The sequence below is a fragment of the Veillonella sp. CHU732 genome, assembly GCF_003992085.1.
Lineage (GTDB): Bacteria > Bacillota > Negativicutes > Veillonellales > Veillonellaceae > F0422.
Window position 1 is genome coordinate 21144 of record NZ_RQVC01000012.1, and the last position, 20963, is coordinate 42106.

Sequence of the window (20963 nt, forward strand, 5' to 3'; positions counted from 1 at the left end):
TTCTAAGCCTCTGGATGAATATGAGTTAAACCACCCATATATGGTTGAAGCGCTGTTGGAATGCGTACAGAGCCATCTGCTTCTTGATTGTTTTCCAAAATCGCAGCCACTGTACGACCTACAGCTAAACCAGATCCATTTAATGTATGTACAAATTCTGGTTTACCTTTTTGTTCACGACGGAATTTAATATTACCACGACGTGCTTGGAAATCCGTCATGTTTGAGCAAGAAGAAATTTCACGATATACCCCTTGGCTTGGCATCCAAACTTCGATATCGTACGTTTTAGCAGAACCAAATCCCATATCACCTGTGCACAATGTAATCACACGATGTGGCAATTCTAAGGCTTGTAAAATACTTTCTGCTTGCGCTGTTAACGTTTCTAATTCTGCAAAAGATTCTTCTGGTTTTGCAAATTTCACTAATTCTACTTTATTAAATTGATGTTGGCGGATTAAGCCACGTGTATCACGACCAGCAGAACCTGCTTCGGCACGGAAACAAGCTGTAAATGCTGTGTAATATTTAGGCAATTCCTCAGCTGTCAAAATTTCATTGGCATGATAGTTTGTCAATGTAACTTCTGCCGTTGGAATTAAGAAATAGTTTTCCCCTTCCACTTTGTACATATCTTCAGCAAATTTTGGTAACTGACCTGTATTCGTCAAGGTTTCACGAGTGACAATGTAAGGCGTCATCATTTCCGTGTACCCCGCACTGCCATGCTTGTCTAGCATAAAGTTAATCAACGCCCGTTCTAAGCGAGCGCCAATCCCTTTGTAAATCGTGAAGCGAGCACCACTTTCTTTAGCAGCTCTTTCAAAATCTAAAATTCCTAAGGATTCTCCTAGGTCCCAATGTGCTTTCACATCGAAGTCAAAGGAACGAGGTGTACCCCAACGACGTTGTTCGATATTTTCGTTTTCATCAGCCCCTACTGGTACAGAAGCATCACACATATTAGGTAACATCAAAGCCACTTGTTGTAATTCTGTTTCCACTTCACGCAATTTGTTGTCCAATGCACCGATTTCATCACCTACACGTTGCATTTCTGCAATTTTATCATCTGCATTTTCTTTATTGCGTTTTAATTGGCTGATTTCTGCCGTTACTGCATTACGCACTGCTTTCAATTGTTCTACTTCTTGGATGATAGCACGTCTTTCATCGTAGAACTTCACAAAGCTAGTCAGGTCGCCTGTTGTATGACGACGATCTAAGTTTTCTTGTACCGTTTCAATATTCTCACGGACAAATTTTAAATCCAACATAATCATGACCTCATAGAATTCATTTAAGTACTTAATTAATCTATCTTTAATATTAGCACATTTGCTATTACTTTTCTACCTTAATAGGCATTTACTTGGGCAATTTCCCCTTACCCCTTCTCCACCTCTGAAAGGATAACAAAACAGCGACCAAACTCATTCCTGTTTAGTCGCTGTTCATCTACGCAGCTCACAACACCCTGTAACCTACGTATACATATATTATTCTTCTACAGTTTCTTCCTCTTCTACTTTCACCGCTTCTGGTTTCATGAGAGGGAATAACAATACATCACGAATGGATGCAGAGTCCGTTAAGAACATAACTAGACGGTCGATACCGATACCCAAACCTGCAGTTGGTGGCAAACCGTATTCCAACGCTGTGACGAAGTCTTCATCCATACGATGGGCTTCATCATCACCTGCTTCACGTTCTTTTAATTGATTTTCAAAACGTTGTTTTTGATCGATTGGATCATTTAACTCAGAATAGCCATTTGCTAATTCACGACCATAGATAAAGATTTCAAAACGTTCTGTAGTTAATGGTTTCTCACGGTTTTGTTTTGCCAATGGAGAAATTTCAACTGGATGTCCATATACTACAGTTGGTTGCATCAAGTTTTCTTCTACATATTCTTCAAAACACAAATTCATGATTTTACCAATACCATCGGCTTCACCATATTCTACATTTAAGCGATCTGCAATTGCACGTGCTTCGCTCAATGTTTCAATAGCATCAAAATCTTCCCCAGTGTATTGTTTAATACCTTCTTGCATAGTAATGCGATTCCATGGTGGAGTCAAATCAATGTCCATGCCTTGGTAATTAATTTTTGTTGTACCCAACACTTCTTGTGCACAGTAAGATACCACACCTTCTGTTAAAGCAATAGCATCTTCAAAGTTACCATAGGCTTGGTAGGATTCCATCATAGTAAATTCTGGATTATGACGAATAGATACACCTTCATTACGGAAAGAACGGTTAATTTCATATACGCGTTCTAAACCACCAACGATCAAACGCTTTAAGTATAATTCAGGGGAAATACGCATATAGATATCAATGTCTAAGGCATTGTGATGCGTAATGAATGGGCGAGCTGCCGCACCGCCTGGGATGGCATGCATCATAGGAGTTTCTACTTCCATGAATTGCTTGCTGTTTAAATATTCTCTAATTTTTGCTACGATTTTCGTACGTTTTACAAATGTATCACGAACGCTTGGATTTACGATTAAATCCACATATCGTTGGCGATAACGAAGTTCTGTATCTTTCAAACCATGCCATTTTTCTGGTAATGGACGAAGGGATTTAGACAATAAAGTCAATTTGTTAACTTTTACTGTAATTTCACCTTTTTGTGTTTTAAACACATGGCCCTCGATACCTACAATATCGCCCATATCAAGCATTTTTACATATTTGTAATCTTCTTCTCCCATCACATCTTTACGGAAGTATACTTGAATATCGCCAGATAAATCGCGCAAATTAGCGAAGGCTGTTTTACCATGAGAACGAATTGTCATCAATCGACCAGCAATCACAACTGGTTGACCATCAAAATCACGGAATTCATCCTTAATTTGGAGTGCCTTATGTTGAACAACAAATCGTTGTCCAAATGGATAGATATTATCCTCTTCATATTGCGCCAACTTTTCGCGGCGTACCAACATTTGATCGTTTAAATCCAATTGTTCTGGCACATGTTTTTCTTCGCTCATGAGGGGCCTCCTTATACTTCTTTACCCTTATTGAATGCTTAATATTTTAAAACTCACCATACCATCTGGTGTGTTTACTTCTACTTTATCGCCTTTTGCTTTTCCTAAAATCGCCACGCCCACAGGGGATTCGTTAGAAATACGATTGTTGAAAGGATCCGCTTCAGAAGAACCTACAATAGTGTATTCTAATTCTTCATTAAACTCTTCGTCCAATAAAGTTACTTTACTACCTACTGTCACTGTATCGCCTTTTACATTTTCATCAATGATTTTAGCAGTATTAATTTTATTTTCCAACTCGATGATATGACCTTCGATGAACGCTTGTTCGTTTTTCGCATCATCATATTCAGAGTTCTCTGAAATATCACCATAGGAAATAGCAATTTTAATACGCTCTGCTACTTCGATTCGACGTACAGATTTATAATGATTTAATTCTTCTTCTAGTTTCTTCAACCCTTCGGCTGTAAGTAAGGTTTCTTTTACCTCTGCCATGTATGTCTCTCCATTTCTATTCCTCATATACAGAAAACAGTGCCACATGACACTGCCTCCCTTATGAAAAAGTTACTTAAATTTCTTATTAACAATAGCTATAATTATACTGACTTCTCTTATAAATGTCAATGTGAAAGCCTATCCTACTGGGACACACATGTAAGTTTACACTATTTTTTATAAACACTTTCATAGATTGCTAAGGCATCCGTAGCTGTAAGATGACTGTATGCTGTGGGATAGCGGACGCAACTATTGGCAATGTCTTTCAAAGATTCTTTAGGAATCCCCACTTCTTCTAGCGTAGATGGAGCTCCTATTTCTCTGAAATATGCTTCTAAGGCTTCGATACCAGCTAATGCATACTCTGTATCACTCATAGAGCCTTGTTCAATGCCCCATACTTCTTTAGCAAAACGCATCAACCGTGCTGTAGCATTAGGCAAAATCCAACGCAAATACGCTGGATGCATAATCGCTAAGCCTGCTCCATGAGGAATATCATAAAAAGCTGATAGAGCATGTTCTAAGGCATGGGTCATCCAATCTTGATCTTTGCCCAATCCTAAGGAATGATTCAAGGCTAAGGTAGCTCCCCACATAATATTAGAACGGGCTTCATAATCTTCTAAGTTTTCCATAGATTTCCGACCATTGCGCACTATATTTCTAAAGATTCCCTCAATGGCAGAGTCCGTCACATTATCATCATCTGGTGTAGACACATATTGTTCCAATAAATGGGACAACATATCTACGATGCCATAGGCAACTTGTTCTTTCGGCAACGTGTAGGTATAGGTAGGGTCTAACATAGAAAATTGTGGAAACAAAGCTGGTCCATAACCGCTTAATTTTTTCTGTGTTTCCCAATCTGTGATGACACCACCATTATTCATTTCACTGCCAGTAGCTGCCATAGTTAACACGACACCAAATGGCACGGCCTCCATCACAGGCTGATGGTCTAAAAAGAAAGTTTGCCAAAAGTCAACCGTATCTGGTAAGGTAGCACCACCTGCAATGAATTTAGTGCAATCAATAACAGAACCACCACCGACGGCTAGAATAAAATCAATATTATGTTCTTTGCATAAAGCAATCCCTTCACGCACTTTCGTAGTTCGTGGATTTGACATAATCCCACTTAACTCAAGCACTTCCTTACCTGCTTGTTGTAAGGCTTCTTTTACCGTATGATAAATACCATTCTTTTTAATACTACCTCCACCATAAGTAAGTAGCACTCGTGTTCCGTAGTGACTTAATTCAGCTGCTAGTGATTCCTTCACACAGTCTTTGCCAAACACTATTTTGGTTGGGTTATGGTAAATAAATGATTTCATTCGACCCTTGTCTCCTTACTATTAAATACGCCTATCGATGATAGAATGAATAGGCAATTGTTCTTTCATAGACTGTATCTGCTTTAGTCTTGCTTTCACCATTCATATTGATATCATTCGGCACAAATTGTGGCTCAATGGCAATGCCTGCATGACTGCCATAATGACGTTCTCGGCCATCTTCGTCCAACCAATTTCCTGTATATACCTGAAAGTGTGGCGCATCTGTATGGAATACCGCTGTCACATCCTTACCTTGTAACACCGCAAAAGGCACAACAGAATCTACTGTTTTACTTCCCTCTACTGGAGCCGTTACAAAATCATGGTCATATCCCTTATATTGACTTAGGGCATCAGCATAATAGTCCAATGCCTTTTGTAGATCCATACCATTTCTAAAATCAAATGGTGTTCCATCCACTGATGCTGGTTCCAATTGCGGGATTTGGTGGTCTCCAAATGGCATATACTGATGGGCTCCTAATTCTAATACATGGTTCGATAAGTCCCCTTTTCCATGTAAGTTAAAATATACATGATTCGTCAAATTTACGAAGGAATCTTCTGAAGTTGTATACACATATGTGACTACCAGCGTCTGTTCTACCAATCTAAACACCGCTTCCACATATAAATCACCTGGGAATCCATCTTCTTCAGAAGTAATAGAATGAGAGAGATGGACCACTGTATCAGTACAATTTTCCTCCACTGCATCCCATAGACGATGCCCAATATTTCCTTCCCCACTATGCAATAAGTTGGGTCCATTGTTAGCTGTTAATTGATGAACTGTACCATTCCACGTATAGGCTGCATTGGCAATACGATTCGCCACACGGCCTACGGTAGCACCCAGTTGGCCATGTTTTGTTTCATAGTCTTGTACAGAATCATAGCCCAATGCTAAATGGCGCTGCAACACTTTGTCATAAACAGCGACAATGGTGGCACCATAATTACTAATTTGTACTCGTAATGCATCATTTTCTATTGTATAGACATGAGCCTCTTGGCCTGTTTGTAATTGTCCAAAAGATTCTACTTTCATCATAACTCCTAACCCCCGATACGCCACATAGGACGTTCCACTTTTTCAATGGAATTTCCATCATGACTCGCGTATCGACCTTGTAATGCCTCTTCAATGCAATGCAATATAGTTTGTGGTGTACCGCCATTTTGTATAAGTCCACGCAAGTCTAAATCTTCATCACGCAACAAACATAAGCGTAGCGATCCATCTGCAGTGAAACGAATGCGATTGCAAGAAGAACAATATTGATTGGACAAAGGAAAAATAAAGCCAATTCGTTGTCCATCTGGCAATTGGAAGTATTGAGCTGGTCCAAATCCCAATCGGTCTGTGACTGGAGTTAACTCAGATCCCACAATGCGTTCAATCTGCTCCTTCCACTCTCCAAAGGTTGGCACATGACTTTGTTTCCCTTGGAATGGCATATATTCAATAAATCGCCAGACCACATCCCACTCTTTTCCATAATGCAACAAGGTTTCCACTTCTTTGTCAGAAAATGGCGCTTGCACTACAGTATTAATCTTTATGTTTTGAAAGCCTGCAGTTTTTGCAGCTTCTATACCACGAAGCACACCAGCTAATTGTCCATTGCGACCTACAGCTTTGGCAAAACCCTCTTCTTCCACAGAGTCTAAACTAATATTTAATCGCTGTACCCCTGCTGTAAATAAACGTTTCGCCTGAGTTTCTAATAGACTACCATTGGTAGTCATAGAAATATCGGAAAACCATTGGCTCTCTTGTATACGCTCTAACAACTCATATAAATGTGGATACAATAATGGTTCTCCCCCAGTTAAGCGCAAAGCTTTGACGCCTCCTAAGTACAACGCCTCTAACAAAGTCAACCAAAAATTTGGTGGCAGCACAGGAGCCATAGCTTCCGTAATTTCCTGTGGCCGACAATAGGCACAACAAAAGTTGCACGCTTCCGTTAAGGAGATACGTGCATACTCAATAACACGCCCTTGGCTATCACGCATTGACTGGCTCCTCAACAATACGAACTGTATCGCCTACTTGAATCTTTCCGCCTTCTAGAACTCGGCCAAAAATTCCTTGTGTAGGCATAATGCAACTTCCTACTTGTTGCATAATTTCGCAACCTTGATGGCACTCTTTACCGATTTGAGTCACTTCTACAATCGTTTTACCTAAGGCTAATTTAGTGCCCACTGGTAATTGGAATAAAGTCAATCCTTCTACAGTAATATTTTCTGCAAAATCTCCAGGGTTCACATCAGCCCCACTTTTACGCATTAATTCGATACTTTCAATACCAAGCAAGCTCAATTGACGATGCCACGGGCCTGCATGAGCATCTCCTTCAATACCATGATTGACTACTAACTCCGCTTCAGGGATATTTGTTTTCTTTTGTCCTTTTGCTCTGCTAATTGAAATAGCAATAATTTTTGCGTCCATTATATCTCCTTAGATTATTATATTTAAAAATACCTATATAGTTCTTATTATATCACGTTTACGCAGTAAATCTATAATAAAAAGCACGTCATCTTGAGAAATAGACAACGCATTTTCTTTAGAGACGTGCTCATTCTTTCAGAGCCCTTTACAGGTGAAAGCAATTATTCTTTTGTATCTGTATGACCTAGTCCGTTAAAGACCATGTTTAATACAACAGCTAAGATGCTGCCAAAGGTAATGCCGCTTTCAAAAATAATCTTCGCAGCAGGTGGAAAATTATGATAAAACTGAGGAGCTCCGATAGGAATCATAGCCACACCAATGCTTAAAGCCACAATCACTAAGTTATGATTATCCTCATACTCAACCTTTCCTAATGAACGGATACCACTAGCAATAATCATACCAAACATAGCAATCCCTGCACCTCCAAGCACTGGGCTAGGAATGGATGCTACCACGGCAGCCAATTTAGGGAACAATCCTAAGACCATTAAGATCACACCAGATGTAGCTACCACGAAACGGCTTTTCACATTAGTCACTGCAATCAAGCCAATGTTTTGTGCAAATGCCGTATAAGGAAAACTATTTAAAACGCCACCAATACAAGTAGACAACCCATCCGCTTGTAAACAAGAACTTAGTGTTTTCTTGTCCACTTTTTTATCTACGATTTCACCTATGGCAATGGCGTCTCCTGTGGTCTCTACCATACAAACAGACATTACCACAAGCATGGCGATAATGGAGCTTACATCAAAGGTAGGTATACCGAAAGCAAGTGGTGTCACTAAGCCTAACCAATCAGACTGGCTTACCTCAATAAAATTCACTTCCCCTAAGGCATAGGCAATCATAGTTCCACCTAATAATCCGATAAGAACTGACAAATTACTTACAAATCCTTTAGCAAATCGATTCACTAACACTACGATGAGTAAGGTTAATCCGGATAGCCACAAGTTAGTAGCACTCGCATAGTTCGGATCTTCTGGGTTGACACCAGCGATCCACATAATCGCTACGGGCATTAAGCTAATGCCAATAATCGTAACGATAGTCCCCGTTACCACCGGTGGAAATAATCGAATAAGGCGACTAAAATAAGGAGCGATGAAAAAAGTAAATATCCCTGCCACTATAATAGCGCCATACACAGCTGGTAAACCATGTTCTGTACCGATAATAATCATAGGTGCTACTGATGCAAAGGTAACCCCTTGAATCATAGGAATGCGTGCACCCACAGATCCTACTCCCAAGGTTTGAATCAGTGTGGCAATACCACAGGCAAATAAATCAGCATTAATGAGGCGAATTAAATCCTGCGTAGGTAAGCCTAATGCATTTGCTAGAATGATAGGAACAGCTACCGCCCCTGCATACATAGCCAATACGTGTTGCAATCCATAGGAAAACAACTTAGATAGGGGTAACATTTCGTCAACAGGATGGACCTGCTTAGCGATTTCACTCATGCCATTTCTCCATTCTTTAATACATTTTATTAAGAAGTTATACTAATTATAATACTTTTATATTAAACCATAACTTATATAATTTGTCAAAAAATAGCCTACTCTATAACGAGTAGGCTAAGGCTTATTTACCTTTGTATTCTTTTACGGAAGGATTATGATCTTTCATGGCTTGTTCTAAACCAAAGATAACCATCTCATTCATATATGTGCGCAATTCATCATTTTGTACTTTCTCAGCGTGACGGGCTAAAATTCCTAAGAACTCTTCTTTATAAGTATCCACTTCATTGGCTGGCACATAGCGATGACTATTCAAATAATTTTGGTAATCTGCATATAAATTATTTAATACTTTTCTTCCGTAGCTATCCTTTTTCCAGCGATGGCTTTCAATGTAAAAGTTTTTCCGCACATTCATATAATACAATGCATTAATCACATCCAATTGCCCTGCAGAGATAACTTGGTGTGTTTGTAATTCAAATAATTGTTTACTATGATCTTGACCATAGTTAGCAAAGGTATCCACCACTTGCTTTACTTCCCAGTTGGGACTTTCCACTGTAATCTTAGCTTGTATTTCTGAAATAACTTGTAAGCCTTCTTGCTCTGGTAACATTAACGGATCTTGTGCCGCATACGCAGTTTGACCAAACGCGATAACACCTACCATAACAGCTCCTAGCATCCAACGTTTACTTTGTGTTTTCATACAAAACTCCTTTCAACTATTGATGTAACTCGATTGATTTTGATTCTATACCCTTATTATACAGATTCTATCTTTTTTATTCAACGTGTAATTCTATATTGAACAAATCTATGTGAAAGTCTTTCTATCTTGACTTTTATAGTCTTATCTATTACGATATAACTAACTGTGATAATATCTATCATTATCAAATCTTTGTGATGGAGGTGTCCATGAAATATTTTGAACTAGAACCACTGCCTTATTCTGATCATGCCTTAGAGCCTGTCATCGGCAGAGAAACACTCACATCTTTGTATACTGATGTATACAGCCATTCCGTATCTCAACTTAATCAACTAGTAGAAGACTATCCGGACCTTCGTTTCGGTCATATAGACTGTCTACTGGGTGGTCTAAGTCATGTACCACAAGAAATTCGTCAAGACATTCAGCGCTATGGTGGAGCCTATAAGAATGTAACCTTATTTTTGCACACGTTGACAAGCCCTAATACAAATACCATCAACGGACCAATCAAAGATGCTATCAACCGCTCTTTTGAGTCCTTAGAAAAGTTCCAACAACAATTTACAGAGGTGGCTCACACTCATGTCGGTAATGGTTGGACTTGGCTTGTGCTCAACCCAGACAATACGCTTGCTATTACTTCTACAAAAGAACAAATCAATCCGATTATGAACATGCAAACTGCAATCTTAGGCATCAATCTATGGGATTACATGTACGTCCATTCCAGCCGTGAAGAATATATTAATAACTTCTTCTCCATCGTAAACTGGAAGATTGTAAATCATATCTATGAAGAGACATTAAAAAATCCAAACCGCTTTGGACACGAATAAAATAAATAAAAGCTGTCACCACGTCGCCGTGGATGACAGCTTTTTTCTATTCTTCTGGTACAGTGCCCACATGGACTGCTACAATGCCACCTGTAAGTTCATAATACTTAGCATCTTGTAGTCCCACATCTTTAAAAATTTGAAGAACACCTTCTTGCCCCACATAGCGGCGCAATGATTCTGGGAGCCATGCATAGGATGATTGATCTCGACTCAATTTCCCCAATACAGGCAGAATCTTCTCAAAGTATATATAATAGGCTTGTTTAAACCCAAACATAGTAGGCTTTGCCAGTTCCAAGGTAACCACTTTACCACCTGGTTTAACAACACGCTTCATTTCACGAATGGTTTGCTCAATGCTTGGCACATTGCGCAAAGCAAAACCAGATACAGCCCCATCAAAGGTATTGCTATCATAAGGTAAGTCCATCGCATCTCCTTGGGTCAAGGTCACTCGATCTGTATATCCTTCTTTCTCTAATCGATTTCGTCCAACCGCTAACATTTCAGGACTAAAATCAAGTCCTTCCACATGTAAAGACGGAATTTCTTGTAATGCTGTTTTTGTTAACATACACGTACCACAAGCAATATCCGCTAGTCGCATACCTTCCGTTAATTCTAATTGTTCTATGGCAAATCTACGCCACCGTGCATCTTGGTTAAAACTCAACAATGTATTCATTACATCATAATGCTTCGCAATATGAGAGAATACATCTTGCACGTAAGCTTTTTTATCTTCATGTGTTTTAAATTCCACAATATACCTCCAGTTATTTATACTGCTATCCATTATACACGAATGGATGAGGATATTCCATAATTTGTGATTTTTTTCTCTTGCCAAAAGTATATATTCCGTTTATAATGTGCTTATGTCTTTTATGAGTAGATATTTGTACTCGATTTTAAGTATTTATAAGTATAAGGAGTTTTCTATGAGGGCATTATTTCAATTCATCAATAGATTTAGCCTCATCCAGCAAATCTGCGTAGGTCTCTTAATCGGCACTGGTATTGCCGTATGGTCTCCAGAAAATGCTGTGAAGTTATCTTTATTAGGTACCATCTTCGTAGGTGCATTAAAAGGTGTAGCACCTGTATTAGTATTTTTCTTAGTCATCGCAGCAGTCAGCCGTCATCGTTCCGGTCAAAAAACTGGTATGCGTTCCATCATCGTATTGTACTTAATCGGCACATTTGCATCCGCAGCTATCGCCGTAGTAGGCAGTTTCTTATTCCCTACGACTTTGCTATTAACAGCGTCTCCAGCTGATACAGCACCTCCTAGTGGCATTACTGCAGTACTTTCTACTTTATTAACTAATATTGTAGAAAATCCTGTGAAAGCCATTTTAAGTGGTAACTACATTGGTATTTTGGGTTGGGCTTTATTATTTGGTTTCGCTCTTCGTCATGCAGCAAATGAAACGAAAGATGTGATGGCTTCCATCTCTGATGCGATTACATTGGCTGTACAATGGATTATTAAATTTGCTCCTCTTGGTATCATGGGCTTAGTAGCTCAATCTATCGGTGAAAATGGGTTAGGCGCTTTACTGACTTACGGCAAATTGTTATTAGTCCTATTAGGATGTATGTTTGCAGTAGCACTCATCATCAACCCATTGATCGTAGCTATCGTCATGAAACGCAATCCATATCCATTGGTATTCCGCTGCCTTCGTGAATCTGGTGTTACAGCCTTCTTCACTCGTAGTTCCGCTGCAAACATTCCAGTTAATATGGATTTAGCAAAACGTTTAGGCATTACACCTGATACCTATTCCATTTCCATTCCACTAGGCGCTACTATCAACATGGGCGGTGCCGCTATTACCATTACTGTTATGGCATTGGCAGCTGTATCTACATTAGGTATTCAAGTAGACTTAGCGACAGCAATCTTACTTAGCATTATCGCTACTATCTCCGCTTGCGGTGCCTCTGGTGTAGCTGGTGGTTCTCTCTTATTGATTCCATTAGCTTGTTCCCTATTCGGTATTTCCAACGACGTGGCTATGCAAGTAGTAGGTGTTGGTTTCATCATCGGCGTGATCCAAGACTCCACCGAAACAGCATTAAACTCTTCTACAGATATCTTATTTACAGCAGCTGTAGATTATGCGCGTCACGGCTACCCAACAGACAAAGTATAAACGTATACTTCACACATACTGTTTGAAAGGTCTATTTGTTCTTTGGTATGGGATGCCCAATAGAATTTATAATTACATATGGCTTATGAAAGTAAGCCCTAACAAGGACTGGTACAATCTGTACCAGTCCTTTCTTATTTGTGTCATCACTTATATTGTAAAGCAAACTGAATAATATGTTTATTTTTATACACAAAAAGTATACCTTGGGAAGATGCCTTTTGCTGCCCCCAATATACTATAGAACCATTTTTTCTATACTATATTTCAGTAACAGCATTAGGCATCCCAAAAAATTAGAGGCAAGTTGATATCCATTGTTCAACTTGCCTCTTGTGTATTTGTGTACTTTATGTATCTTGTATAGTTTGTAGATTTTCTCTACTTTCCCTTATACCCCAGTGTATCCGTGTACTACATTCGGTTTCACTACGAATGTTGGCAGTACTGCTTCTACTAATTGGCTCAATTTTTGTGAAAGTTCCTCTTTCGTATATTTCACATCATGCGGTACTTGTACGTCAAAACTAATCTTTCTATGTTCCATATCAATTCGAATATCGTATAAAGAAAAACTGTCATCATAGGCTTGAATCACTGCCACTAAACGTTGTTGCAAAGCTAGAGTTTGCTCATTGACAACGATTGGATCCATATGGATAGTCAATTTTAACTGCAATTCTTTCAAAGCTTGTCGTTCTACACGATCAATCATATTATGGATGGTCATCGCATCTTGTTTCGCATCTACTTCTACGTGGATAGAAGCATACTCGTGGCCTGGACCATAATCATGAATCATTAAATCATGAGTTCCTAAAATGCCAGCCTTAGATTCTACAAAATTAATAATCTCTTGTACACGTTCTGCAGTAGGTTCAAATCCTAATAAACGATCTGTCGCTTCTTTCAGCACTTCAAAACCAGCTTTGGCAATGATAAGTGCCACAATTAAGCCTAAATACCCATCAACGCTCAATTGGAATATACCGCCCAACAATAATCCAATAGCAATCGCTGCCGTCGCCCATACATCAGATAAAGCTTCTTTCCCATTGGCACGCAAGATCGGAGAATCAATACGATTACCAATGGAGCGTAAAAAGAAGGATAACCAAATCTTTAATGCCATAGCACCCAACATAACAGCTAATGCAGACACGGAAAACTCTACTACCTCGGGATTCATAATGTGCTCTACCGCTTCAATACCTAGTTGAGCCGCTACTACAAACAGTAAGATAGAAAAACCAATGGATAATAGATATTCCATTCGACCATGTCCGTATGGATGCTCTGCATCTGCTTTACGTCCAGATAATTTAAAACTCAAAAAGGATACTAAAGATCCCCCTGCATCAGCCACATTATGGATAGCATCACTAATCATGGCAATGGAGCCGATAAGAAAACCAATGATTAACTCCCCTAAACAAACTAACACATTCACCACAATACCAGTGATACTCGCCATAATCCCATATTGTTGGCGTACATTGGTATCTTTTACTTCATCTTTATTTTTCACAAATAAACGGATTAATACTTCTGTCATACTACACCTCTTTTATCTATTTAACATATACTCACAATTCTACCCCATTCTAATCTGCTATATCACAGAGGTAGCTTTTTATTCTCATTTACTTTCTCATTATATCCTATTATTCAACTATTATCAACTATAATTTTAATTGAGAATCTTTGATTTCAAAATAGTTATAACCTATGTCATATACTCATACAACCTGGTAGAATATATTTCTTTGTAATATCTTACAACCCTAGTATTTCATATCATACTCATATCTGCCTATACAGATATAGATCTATTTTGTTTATAAATACTGCACAATATATCAATTATCATCATGTGTTAATAAAAAAACTCATGTTAGATTTCTTTATGAACAGCACCGCTACTTATCAAATATCATCATATATTAGTATAAAAAAACTGCAGTGATAGTATCCCCATCACTACAGTTTTTACTATGTATCTTTTTAATAGATTACCATTTATGTTCGTAGAACACTTGTGTCCACATAGACACTTCTGACAATGTTGGATGCGGAGCCATTGCCTCACCAATGGAGATAACAGATTGTGGATCCAAGTACCGTGTCAAACCTTGTGCACGTAGTTCTTTTGTTGTAGTAGAACCGATTTCTTCATGAACAGGAACTAATTTCACTTCACCACTATTCATTAAATGTACATATGGTTGGAACAAGATCGATGCTTGTGGTCCCACGATATGAGCCCCTAATAGACGATTCGTAGCTTTGTCGACTACCACTTTGATGAATCCATCGTGCACATCGCCTTTATCAATGCCAAGAGCCATACCTTTGGCAGAATTAGAATAATGATTGATACCAACTCCTACATCATAACCAGCTTCTTTTGCTTCCGCTTCTGTCATGCCAATACGACCTACTTCTGGATACGTGAACGTCACCATAGGAATCAAATCATAGCGCGCCCAACGATAGTCTGTTGGAGATGTAGCACGATACAAGTTATGAGAGATAATATCCCCTTCATAGTTGGCACGATGACGGAAGGCTGCATTACCATTCACATCACCTAATGCATACACACCTTCTACAGATGTTTCTAAAAATTCATTGGTTTTAATCCAGCCACCTGGTAATTGTTCAATATGAGTATTTTCTAGGTGCAAATCTTCTACAGACGGAGCAATACCAGTAGCCACCAAAATTTCATCTACACGGATTTCAGATACTTCACCTGTAGTACGGTTTTTCACAGTGATTACTTTATCACCATTATCCACACGTACATTATCACATACAGTATCTGTTAATACATTCACTCCAATAGCTTTCATTTCTTCTAAAATATGAGCAGAAATCGCTTCATCTTCTTTTGGCAACAAACGCACATTGCGCTGGATTAACGTCACTTCCGTACCTGCTGCGGCAAACACACCAGCAAATTCTGTACCAATAGGACCACCACCAAATACAGCTAGTCGTTTATATGGTACTTTTGGATATTCATTGCCAAATAATTTCTCACTAGTAATGTATCCTGCTTCTTCTAAGCCGTCCACATGGTTCACTTTAGAATGACCACCAGTACCAATGATAATGGTAGGTGCTGTAATTTCTTCTGTTTTTGCACCATCTTGTAATGTGACATATAATACTTTGTCGCTTACAAACGTAGCTGCTCCATGGTATACATCAGCATTATCAAAGCTTTCATAAAACTCTTTGACCCCTTTGCTTTTATTGATAGCTTTCCAAACCCGTTCACTCACTACATCCCAGTTAAGAGTCGGTGTGGCAGTTTCTACACCAATTTTTTTCCAACCATGGCTTTCATGTACCACATCCGCCGCAGTAACCATTACTTTTGTTGGAATACAGCCACGTGTTAAACAAGTGCCACCAAAGCCTGTTTTTTCAATAACAGCTACACGTTTGCCTGCTTTTAATGCTGCATCAGCTACTAAGCTAGCACCACCAGTACCAATTACGATTACATCATATTGTTTCATTTACGTCATCCTTTCTAAACCAATGGATAATCTTTATTCTTTGTATATAGTATATCATACATCGACTATTTTAGATATGAGAATTTTTACTATTTTCCACTGGCAATGGAATCCAACAATTCAATATACGTTTCTTTTGTTAAAGGAGCTTCAAAGTTTTCTAGAATCTCTTCTGCTACCTGTGCCTCATCATATAATAAATCAACAATAGTCATGGCTAAGGCTTGAGCCGTTTTAATATAGGCTACATCTGGTACGGTAATATTGTATTCCGCACTATGGAGCACCCCTTCAATACATCCCACCCAAGGGTGGATAACAGGCATTAAATGGGATACATCACCCATATCAGTACTTGCTGTCATATGTACCCGTTGACGTACATTGTCAATGCCAAATAATGGTTCCGAGTTAGACCGCAACAAATTGTTCATATCAGGATTATCTCGCATCGGTAAATAGCCCGGTAGATCATGAATGACACAAGTGGCACCCACTGCATCTCCACCAGCTTTCAAGGCACGATTGACACGTTGATTGCCATCCACAATCGCTTGTACATTAGAAGCTCGTACATAGCTTTCTACTTGCACATAATCCGGTACACAGTTGACCAAGGTTCCCCCTTGATTAATGATAGGATGGAAACGGAAATAATCACTCTCTTTGAAAGTCTCACGAATGGCATGGACTCCCATCACCCCCATCAAAGCTGCATTTAATGCGTTAATCCCTTCATGAGGGGATGCCGCTGCATGGGCAATTTTGCCATGGTATTCAATCAGTTTAGCCACAAATCCATTGGAGGTACTACCTAAGTTCATTTCTCCTGTAGGTGTGTCCGCTGTTTCCACATGCATTTGCATAGCCATATGGATATCATCAAAAGCTCCTTCATAAATCAGCTGTTGTTTACCACCTAAGTATTTAATCGTTCCTTTTTCACGTAATGTATTGCGATAATCCACTTCAATCATCTCTTCTGCTGGGACTGCAAATAAAACTACATCCCCACCAAGAGCTTCCATAACGCCTTCCGCTTGTAAGCCCATAGCTACTGCAAATAAATTAGCAATTTGCACATTATGTCCACAGCAATGGGCTGCTCCTGTCATAGGATCTGCCTTTGGATGACGGTGACATACAATGGCATCCAATTCACCGATCATGGCGACAGTTTTTTTAGATTTACCACCTTGCAAACGACCTTTCACTCCTGTAATCGCATGACCAGTCGTAAAAGGAATCCCTAACTCTGTAAACATATCTTGCACTTTTTGAGATGTTTTATGCTCTTTATAACCCAATTCTGGTTCATCCATAATGGCACTCGCTAATACACGCAATCGTTCTTGTCCTGCTACAATAGCATTGCACACACGTTGTTTTACTTCTTCTTTCGTTAACATAATCTATCTCCTTTTACATTGTATGAACATACCTTTTGCTATAAGGTATCTATATATGACTCTTACATCTTATTGTACCATGAAAACAAAAAGAGAGTTGATAAGAATTCATCAACTCTCTTTCATTCGGTTCAAGTATAACCTATATGGTTATATTCAAGTTTAAATAACCCCTTGCATATGTAATACAAAATGAGCTACTGCAGCAGCACAAATAAAGGTACCTGCCGTTACCGCTAAGGCTACTGGAATAATTCTCCAAGATAGACGACGGAAGGCGCCTAAATCTTTTCCTAAGGAAAGACCTGCATAGGCTAGTACTGGTGTGGTAGTAGCCAAGAATGTTACTTCTTTTGTTTGTGCAATAATCCATGCTTGCCCAGGCATGATTGGCAAGGAGGCAATGACCCCTACTAAAGATACCCAGAAGACCATAGGGAATCGATTAGCTAATGGCAAATAGGAAATAATAGCCCCAATAATAGCAAGTCCCGCAATCACAAAGACTCCCACAAGGCTTGGGCCCAATAGATGCTTGCCATCAATGATATTACCCAGAGCAGTCATAATAGCTGCAATGCATATAACAATGACAAATTGTGTAATTTTTTCACTCATAGTCATCTTATTGTCCCTCCTCTGCCAAGTCTTGTTCACGTGTACGACCTGTAAAGAAATTATATGTTTTTTCCATCACAGGCAAAGATACGAAAATACCAAAGTAAACGCCTAGTACAGTAGTCAGCAAATTCGCTGCCCCTGCTAAAGCTGCAATTTGAGCTTCATATTCTGGATATACTGCAATGATAGGTGCTGTAGAGGCAGCCATCATACTGGCACTCCCTACACCTGCCCCCATAGCCAAGGCCAATGGATGGAACCAGCCCATTTGAGCAAAGAATCCTGCCAACACAGATGCCCACATGGCACCGATCAATACGCCACAGATATACATGCCCATAACGCCACGGCCTTCAGGAGAGCTAAAGCCAAATTTATCAATAATAATTGCTACATTAGGTTCCCGGTCTACAGAGTAACAAGCACCCACCGCTTCACGGCGCATTCCTACTAATAATGCCACTGGCAAGCCGAATAAAATAGTACCAAAGAAATGACCTAATTCTTGTAACATAAGAGCCAACCCAGCAGTAGAAAGAATTTCTAAATTAGGACCGATCCCTAAGCCTACTTTAACCATTAAGAGCATCACTGCAATCCCAAGGTAATCCGCCGATTTTTCCATCGTTTCCACCGTTAAAATTTTGAATGATGGAATGGATACAAACAACCCCATAATCAAAGCGTAGAGAAGCGGTAAGAATACCACAGCTCCAAATCGTTGGATTCCGATCATTTCTGCAATGATGGTAATCACAAGAGCCAATGCATGTAATTTCCAGTTTTGTAATACTTGCATACAATACCTCCTATACTAATAACTACAACTATTTCTTTATTATAGTAAAGTTTAACGTGCACGGTCAATGTATGAGTGATTCCAAATTAGCAATAGGGTTGCAAAAATAAAATAAGAGGTGAATAGCTGTACTATCCACCTCTTATGATTAAGAGCTAGTATATTGGGTTATCATATGCCGTATGGTTGGCTTATGCGTTTACTAGTGCTTTTCCTAATGCTTCACATTGTTCTTTACCAGAATCATCAGGTTCACCCATCACTGGTAATTTGTCAACGACAACGCCATTAGCGCCTTCTACGCGACCAGCCCAGTCATCTAACCAAGAGCCACCCCAACCGTAGGAGCCGAACAATACTACTTTTTTACCTGCCAATTTAGGTTCTAATGCTTCATAGAATGGTGCAAATTCACCATCTTCTAATTCTTCAGCACCCATATCAGCACAACCTAAAGCTAATTTTTCATAACCTGCAGCTTCATCAGCAGTGATTTCAGAAACGGATTTTACTACCACTTCTTGACCAGCATCAGCGATGCCTTTACCTACAGCTTCTGCCATTGCAGCAGTGTTACCTGTTCCAGACCAATAAATTACAGCGATCATAATGTTACCTCCTAGCATGCCGTTACGGCAACCAAAGACTCTAAAGATTTTCCTTTATTCAACTGTGCGTGACAGTAGTCACGACACATTCGAAAACAATGAAATGCGTGCATAGCTGACGCTTGATTTCCATATACCTTCCAGTCGCCACAGACTTTATAGCCTGCTCCGCGGAATTGGATAAACGCTTTTACATCTTCTAATGGATATCCTAAAAACACACCGATTTCATGAGGAAATACGTCGCTCATTTCAATGCGCTCACGCAAATGTAATAACCAATCTGCCAAAGTTTCATAGGATTCATATCCATAGTTTTGTAAAAATGCTAGCACCTCAGGTTGTCGCAAATAGTCCTCAAGCATACGTTCACGAAATACGAGTAATAATTTTCGTTTTTCACAATGGCACAGTTCATAAAAGAACAGTCCTTTTTGATTAAATTTATCATTATACTCATGTGTTTTTTCTACCATCATTGCCCCTAAATGCTGAGGTAATGCAACAAGATTTGCTACTTTAATACCTCGAATTGCGGGCGCACAATGGTAACCGATAATCTGCTCGATGGATTCCATTTGTCGTACCTGCCTTTTTACGTATTTTGGGGAGAACACTTGCTCTCACAGCAAATAGATAATCCGGATATATATCATCTCGAAAGATGATTCAAAATAATGAAAATTATTTCTATTATTATAATACAAATAATCCTAGCTTCTGTCAACAAGTATGAGAAGTTTTTTCATTTTAAAAAGAAAAGTTGCATCCTTTGCAATTTCACTATCCCACAGCCTCCCATGGTAATAGCCAATCTCAAAGTTTGCAACTTTTTCTTATAATACATATTGTAATTGTTTTCTCAGCATGTCGTCTTTCACATGGGTCACGATATATCGCAAACGTGGAGCCCCTGTGCTATCAGCTAGGAACGCAATCTGCACATACATAGGATATTCTACTTGCTTAAACCATGTATTCACGATGATTTCACCAACATAGATATTCTTTCTTGTTTCACGGAAAGGAGCGACTAATGTAAATGTTTCCGGATGCTCCTGTACATATGCTTCATAATCTTGAATCATAGATAGGGTATACTTAGATTCCACTGGCACCGTAGTAGGATGCCAACTATCTTTCTGTGGACCAAACCCATAGAGCAAAGTTCCTTCCCCGTATCGCGCATAGTAATAATTATTACCTCGCTTATCCAATATCTGATAGGATGTACTCATATCAATTCCAATATCACGCAATCCAGCTTCTAATGGTTGTGCTACCCCAGACGAAAGAATACTGCTACTAGATCCTTCCTGCACCAGCATCGTGGACGGCCATTTTATTGATGCCTTATCCGCTGCTTCAACGCTAGTCATGATACTAGTTAAGATACAAGTAAGAACTAGCCCCCATGAAAGATATGTTATATTTCTACTCATAGTAT

The 20963-nt window shown here is 39.2% G+C and carries 20 protein-coding genes; 2 read left to right on the plus strand and 18 right to left on the minus strand.

Annotated features, from left to right (window positions below; translation table 11 throughout):
* Positions 1-2: 2 nt before the first annotated feature.
* The 9 genes from serS to EO121_RS06355 form a co-directional block, all read right to left on the minus strand.
* Complete coding sequence (serS, locus tag EO121_RS06315) at positions 3-1280, minus strand: serine--tRNA ligase (protein ID WP_127166851.1); 1278 nt, start codon at positions 1278-1280, stop codon at positions 3-5.
* A 222-nt stretch (positions 1281-1502) separates the two neighbouring features.
* A complete protein-coding gene (gene lysS / locus EO121_RS06320) occupies positions 1503-3023 on the minus strand; it encodes a lysine--tRNA ligase (protein WP_062401429.1) in 1521 nt (506 codons plus the stop codon).
* A gap of 27 nt (positions 3024-3050) precedes the next feature.
* Positions 3051-3524 (minus strand): transcription elongation factor GreA, encoded by a 474-nt coding sequence (gene greA, locus EO121_RS06325; protein ID WP_126939729.1) that lies wholly within the window; start codon positions 3522-3524, stop codon positions 3051-3053.
* Positions 3525-3697: 173 nt separating this feature from the next.
* Positions 3698-4873, minus strand: a complete 1176-nt coding sequence (locus EO121_RS06330; RefSeq protein ID WP_127166853.1) for an iron-containing alcohol dehydrogenase — start codon at positions 4871-4873, stop codon at positions 3698-3700.
* A gap of 31 nt (positions 4874-4904) precedes the next feature.
* Positions 4905-5927, minus strand: coding sequence for an aldose epimerase family protein (locus EO121_RS06335; RefSeq protein WP_164725879.1), 1023 nt, complete (start codon positions 5925-5927; stop codon positions 4905-4907).
* Positions 5928-5935: 8 nt separating this feature from the next.
* A complete protein-coding gene (locus EO121_RS06340; protein WP_127166857.1) occupies positions 5936-6898 on the minus strand; it encodes a GTP 3',8-cyclase MoaA in 963 nt (320 codons plus the stop codon).
* The gene (locus EO121_RS06345) at positions 6891-7343 is read right to left on the minus strand and encodes an MOSC domain-containing protein (protein ID WP_127166859.1); all 453 of its coding nucleotides are present in this window, start codon (positions 7341-7343) and stop codon (positions 6891-6893) included. Before EO121_RS06345 ends, EO121_RS06340 begins: the two co-directional genes overlap by 8 nt.
* 161 nt (positions 7344-7504) lie before the next feature.
* Positions 7505-8824, minus strand: coding sequence for a nucleobase:cation symporter-2 family protein (locus EO121_RS06350; RefSeq protein WP_127160966.1), 1320 nt, complete (start codon positions 8822-8824; stop codon positions 7505-7507).
* 124 nt (positions 8825-8948) lie between these two features.
* Positions 8949-9539, minus strand: a complete 591-nt coding sequence (locus EO121_RS06355) for a hypothetical protein (protein ID WP_127166861.1) — start codon at positions 9537-9539, stop codon at positions 8949-8951.
* 212 nt (positions 9540-9751) lie between these two features.
* Here EO121_RS06355 and EO121_RS06360 point away from each other — a divergent pair, with 212 nt between their 5' ends.
* Positions 9752-10384 carry a superoxide dismutase gene (locus EO121_RS06360; RefSeq protein ID WP_164725880.1) on the plus strand — a complete coding sequence of 211 codons (633 nt, stop codon included), beginning with the start codon at positions 9752-9754 and terminating at the stop codon, positions 10382-10384.
* Positions 10385-10430: 46 nt separating this feature from the next.
* Here EO121_RS06360 and EO121_RS06365 read toward each other — a convergent pair whose 3' ends face one another.
* Positions 10431-11150 (minus strand): class I SAM-dependent methyltransferase, encoded by a 720-nt coding sequence (locus EO121_RS06365; RefSeq protein WP_240629402.1) that lies wholly within the window; start codon positions 11148-11150, stop codon positions 10431-10433.
* Positions 11151-11328: 178 nt separating this feature from the next.
* On the opposite strand from EO121_RS06365, the gene sstT reads away from it, so the two are divergent.
* On the plus strand, positions 11329-12549 hold the full coding sequence (gene sstT, locus EO121_RS06370; RefSeq protein ID WP_127166866.1) for a serine/threonine transporter SstT: 1221 nt from the start codon (positions 11329-11331) through the stop codon (positions 12547-12549).
* Positions 12550-12940: 391 nt separating this feature from the next.
* On the opposite strand, the gene EO121_RS06375 is transcribed toward sstT, so the two are convergent.
* The 8 genes from EO121_RS06375 to EO121_RS06410 all read right to left on the minus strand — a co-directional run bounded on the left by EO121_RS06375 (position 12941) and on the right by EO121_RS06410 (position 20958).
* Positions 12941-14104, minus strand: a complete 1164-nt coding sequence (locus tag EO121_RS06375; RefSeq protein ID WP_240629403.1) for a cation diffusion facilitator family transporter — start codon at positions 14102-14104, stop codon at positions 12941-12943.
* A 457-nt stretch (positions 14105-14561) separates the two neighbouring features.
* Positions 14562-16079, minus strand: coding sequence for an NAD(P)/FAD-dependent oxidoreductase (locus EO121_RS06380; RefSeq protein WP_127166868.1), 1518 nt, complete (start codon positions 16077-16079; stop codon positions 14562-14564).
* A gap of 89 nt (positions 16080-16168) precedes the next feature.
* Complete coding sequence (locus tag EO121_RS06385) at positions 16169-17488, minus strand: amidohydrolase (protein ID WP_127166870.1); 1320 nt, start codon at positions 17486-17488, stop codon at positions 16169-16171.
* A 162-nt stretch (positions 17489-17650) separates the two neighbouring features.
* On the minus strand, positions 17651-18112 hold the full coding sequence (locus EO121_RS06390) for a hypothetical protein (protein ID WP_038144458.1): 462 nt from the start codon (positions 18110-18112) through the stop codon (positions 17651-17653).
* Position 18113: 1 nt separating this feature from the next.
* Entirely contained in the window at positions 18114-18908 is a 795-nt protein-coding gene (locus tag EO121_RS06395; RefSeq protein WP_009353070.1) for a DUF3100 domain-containing protein, read from the minus strand.
* A 191-nt stretch (positions 18909-19099) separates the two neighbouring features.
* The gene (locus tag EO121_RS06400) at positions 19100-19516 is read right to left on the minus strand and encodes a flavodoxin domain-containing protein (RefSeq protein ID WP_127068235.1); all 417 of its coding nucleotides are present in this window, start codon (positions 19514-19516) and stop codon (positions 19100-19102) included.
* Positions 19517-19527: 11 nt separating this feature from the next.
* Positions 19528-20094, minus strand: coding sequence for a DUF3793 family protein (locus tag EO121_RS06405; protein WP_127166872.1), 567 nt, complete (start codon positions 20092-20094; stop codon positions 19528-19530).
* Between the two features lie 258 nt (positions 20095-20352).
* Entirely contained in the window at positions 20353-20958 is a 606-nt protein-coding gene (locus tag EO121_RS06410) for a hypothetical protein (RefSeq protein WP_127166874.1), read from the minus strand.
* Positions 20959-20963 lie beyond the last annotated feature (5 nt).

What these genes read in the sequence shown, in the direction of transcription:
- greA (WP_126939729.1), bottom strand. Translation starts at nt 3,524, where the DNA reads ATGGCAGAGGTAAAAGAAACCTTACTTACAGCCGAAGGGTTGAAGAAA.
- lysS (WP_062401429.1), bottom strand. Translation starts at nt 3,023, where the DNA reads ATGAGCGAAGAAAAACATGTGCCAGAACAATTGGATTTAAACGATCAA.
- EO121_RS06380 (WP_127166868.1), bottom strand. Translation starts at nt 16,079, where the DNA reads ATGAAACAATATGATGTAATCGTAATTGGTACTGGTGGTGCTAGCTTA.
- EO121_RS06390 (WP_038144458.1), bottom strand. Translation starts at nt 18,112, where the DNA reads ATGACTATGAGTGAAAAAATTACACAATTTGTCATTGTTATATGCATT.
- sstT (WP_127166866.1), top strand. Translation starts at nt 11,329, where the DNA reads ATGAGGGCATTATTTCAATTCATCAATAGATTTAGCCTCATCCAGCAA.
- EO121_RS06330 (WP_127166853.1), bottom strand. Translation starts at nt 4,873, where the DNA reads ATGAAATCATTTATTTACCATAACCCAACCAAAATAGTGTTTGGCAAA.
- EO121_RS06350 (WP_127160966.1), bottom strand. Translation starts at nt 8,824, where the DNA reads ATGAGTGAAATCGCTAAGCAGGTCCATCCTGTTGACGAAATGTTACCC.
- EO121_RS06375 (WP_240629403.1), bottom strand. Translation starts at nt 14,104, where the DNA reads ATGACAGAAGTATTAATCCGTTTATTTGTGAAAAATAAAGATGAAGTA.
- EO121_RS06355 (WP_127166861.1), bottom strand. Translation starts at nt 9,539, where the DNA reads ATGAAAACACAAAGTAAACGTTGGATGCTAGGAGCTGTTATGGTAGGT.
- EO121_RS06335 (WP_164725879.1), bottom strand. Translation starts at nt 5,927, where the DNA reads ATGAAAGTAGAATCTTTTGGACAATTACAAACAGGCCAAGAGGCTCAT.
- EO121_RS06395 (WP_009353070.1), bottom strand. Translation starts at nt 18,908, where the DNA reads ATGCAAGTATTACAAAACTGGAAATTACATGCATTGGCTCTTGTGATT.
- EO121_RS06400 (WP_127068235.1), bottom strand. Translation starts at nt 19,516, where the DNA reads ATGATCGCTGTAATTTATTGGTCTGGAACAGGTAACACTGCTGCAATG.
- EO121_RS06410 (WP_127166874.1), bottom strand. Translation starts at nt 20,958, where the DNA reads ATGAGTAGAAATATAACATATCTTTCATGGGGGCTAGTTCTTACTTGT.
- EO121_RS06405 (WP_127166872.1), bottom strand. Translation starts at nt 20,094, where the DNA reads ATGGAATCCATCGAGCAGATTATCGGTTACCATTGTGCGCCCGCAATT.
- EO121_RS06385 (WP_127166870.1), bottom strand. Translation starts at nt 17,488, where the DNA reads ATGTTAACGAAAGAAGAAGTAAAACAACGTGTGTGCAATGCTATTGTA.
- EO121_RS06340 (WP_127166857.1), bottom strand. Translation starts at nt 6,898, where the DNA reads ATGCGTGATAGCCAAGGGCGTGTTATTGAGTATGCACGTATCTCCTTA.
- serS (WP_127166851.1), bottom strand. Translation starts at nt 1,280, where the DNA reads ATGTTGGATTTAAAATTTGTCCGTGAGAATATTGAAACGGTACAAGAA.
- EO121_RS06360 (WP_164725880.1), top strand. Translation starts at nt 9,752, where the DNA reads ATGAAATATTTTGAACTAGAACCACTGCCTTATTCTGATCATGCCTTA.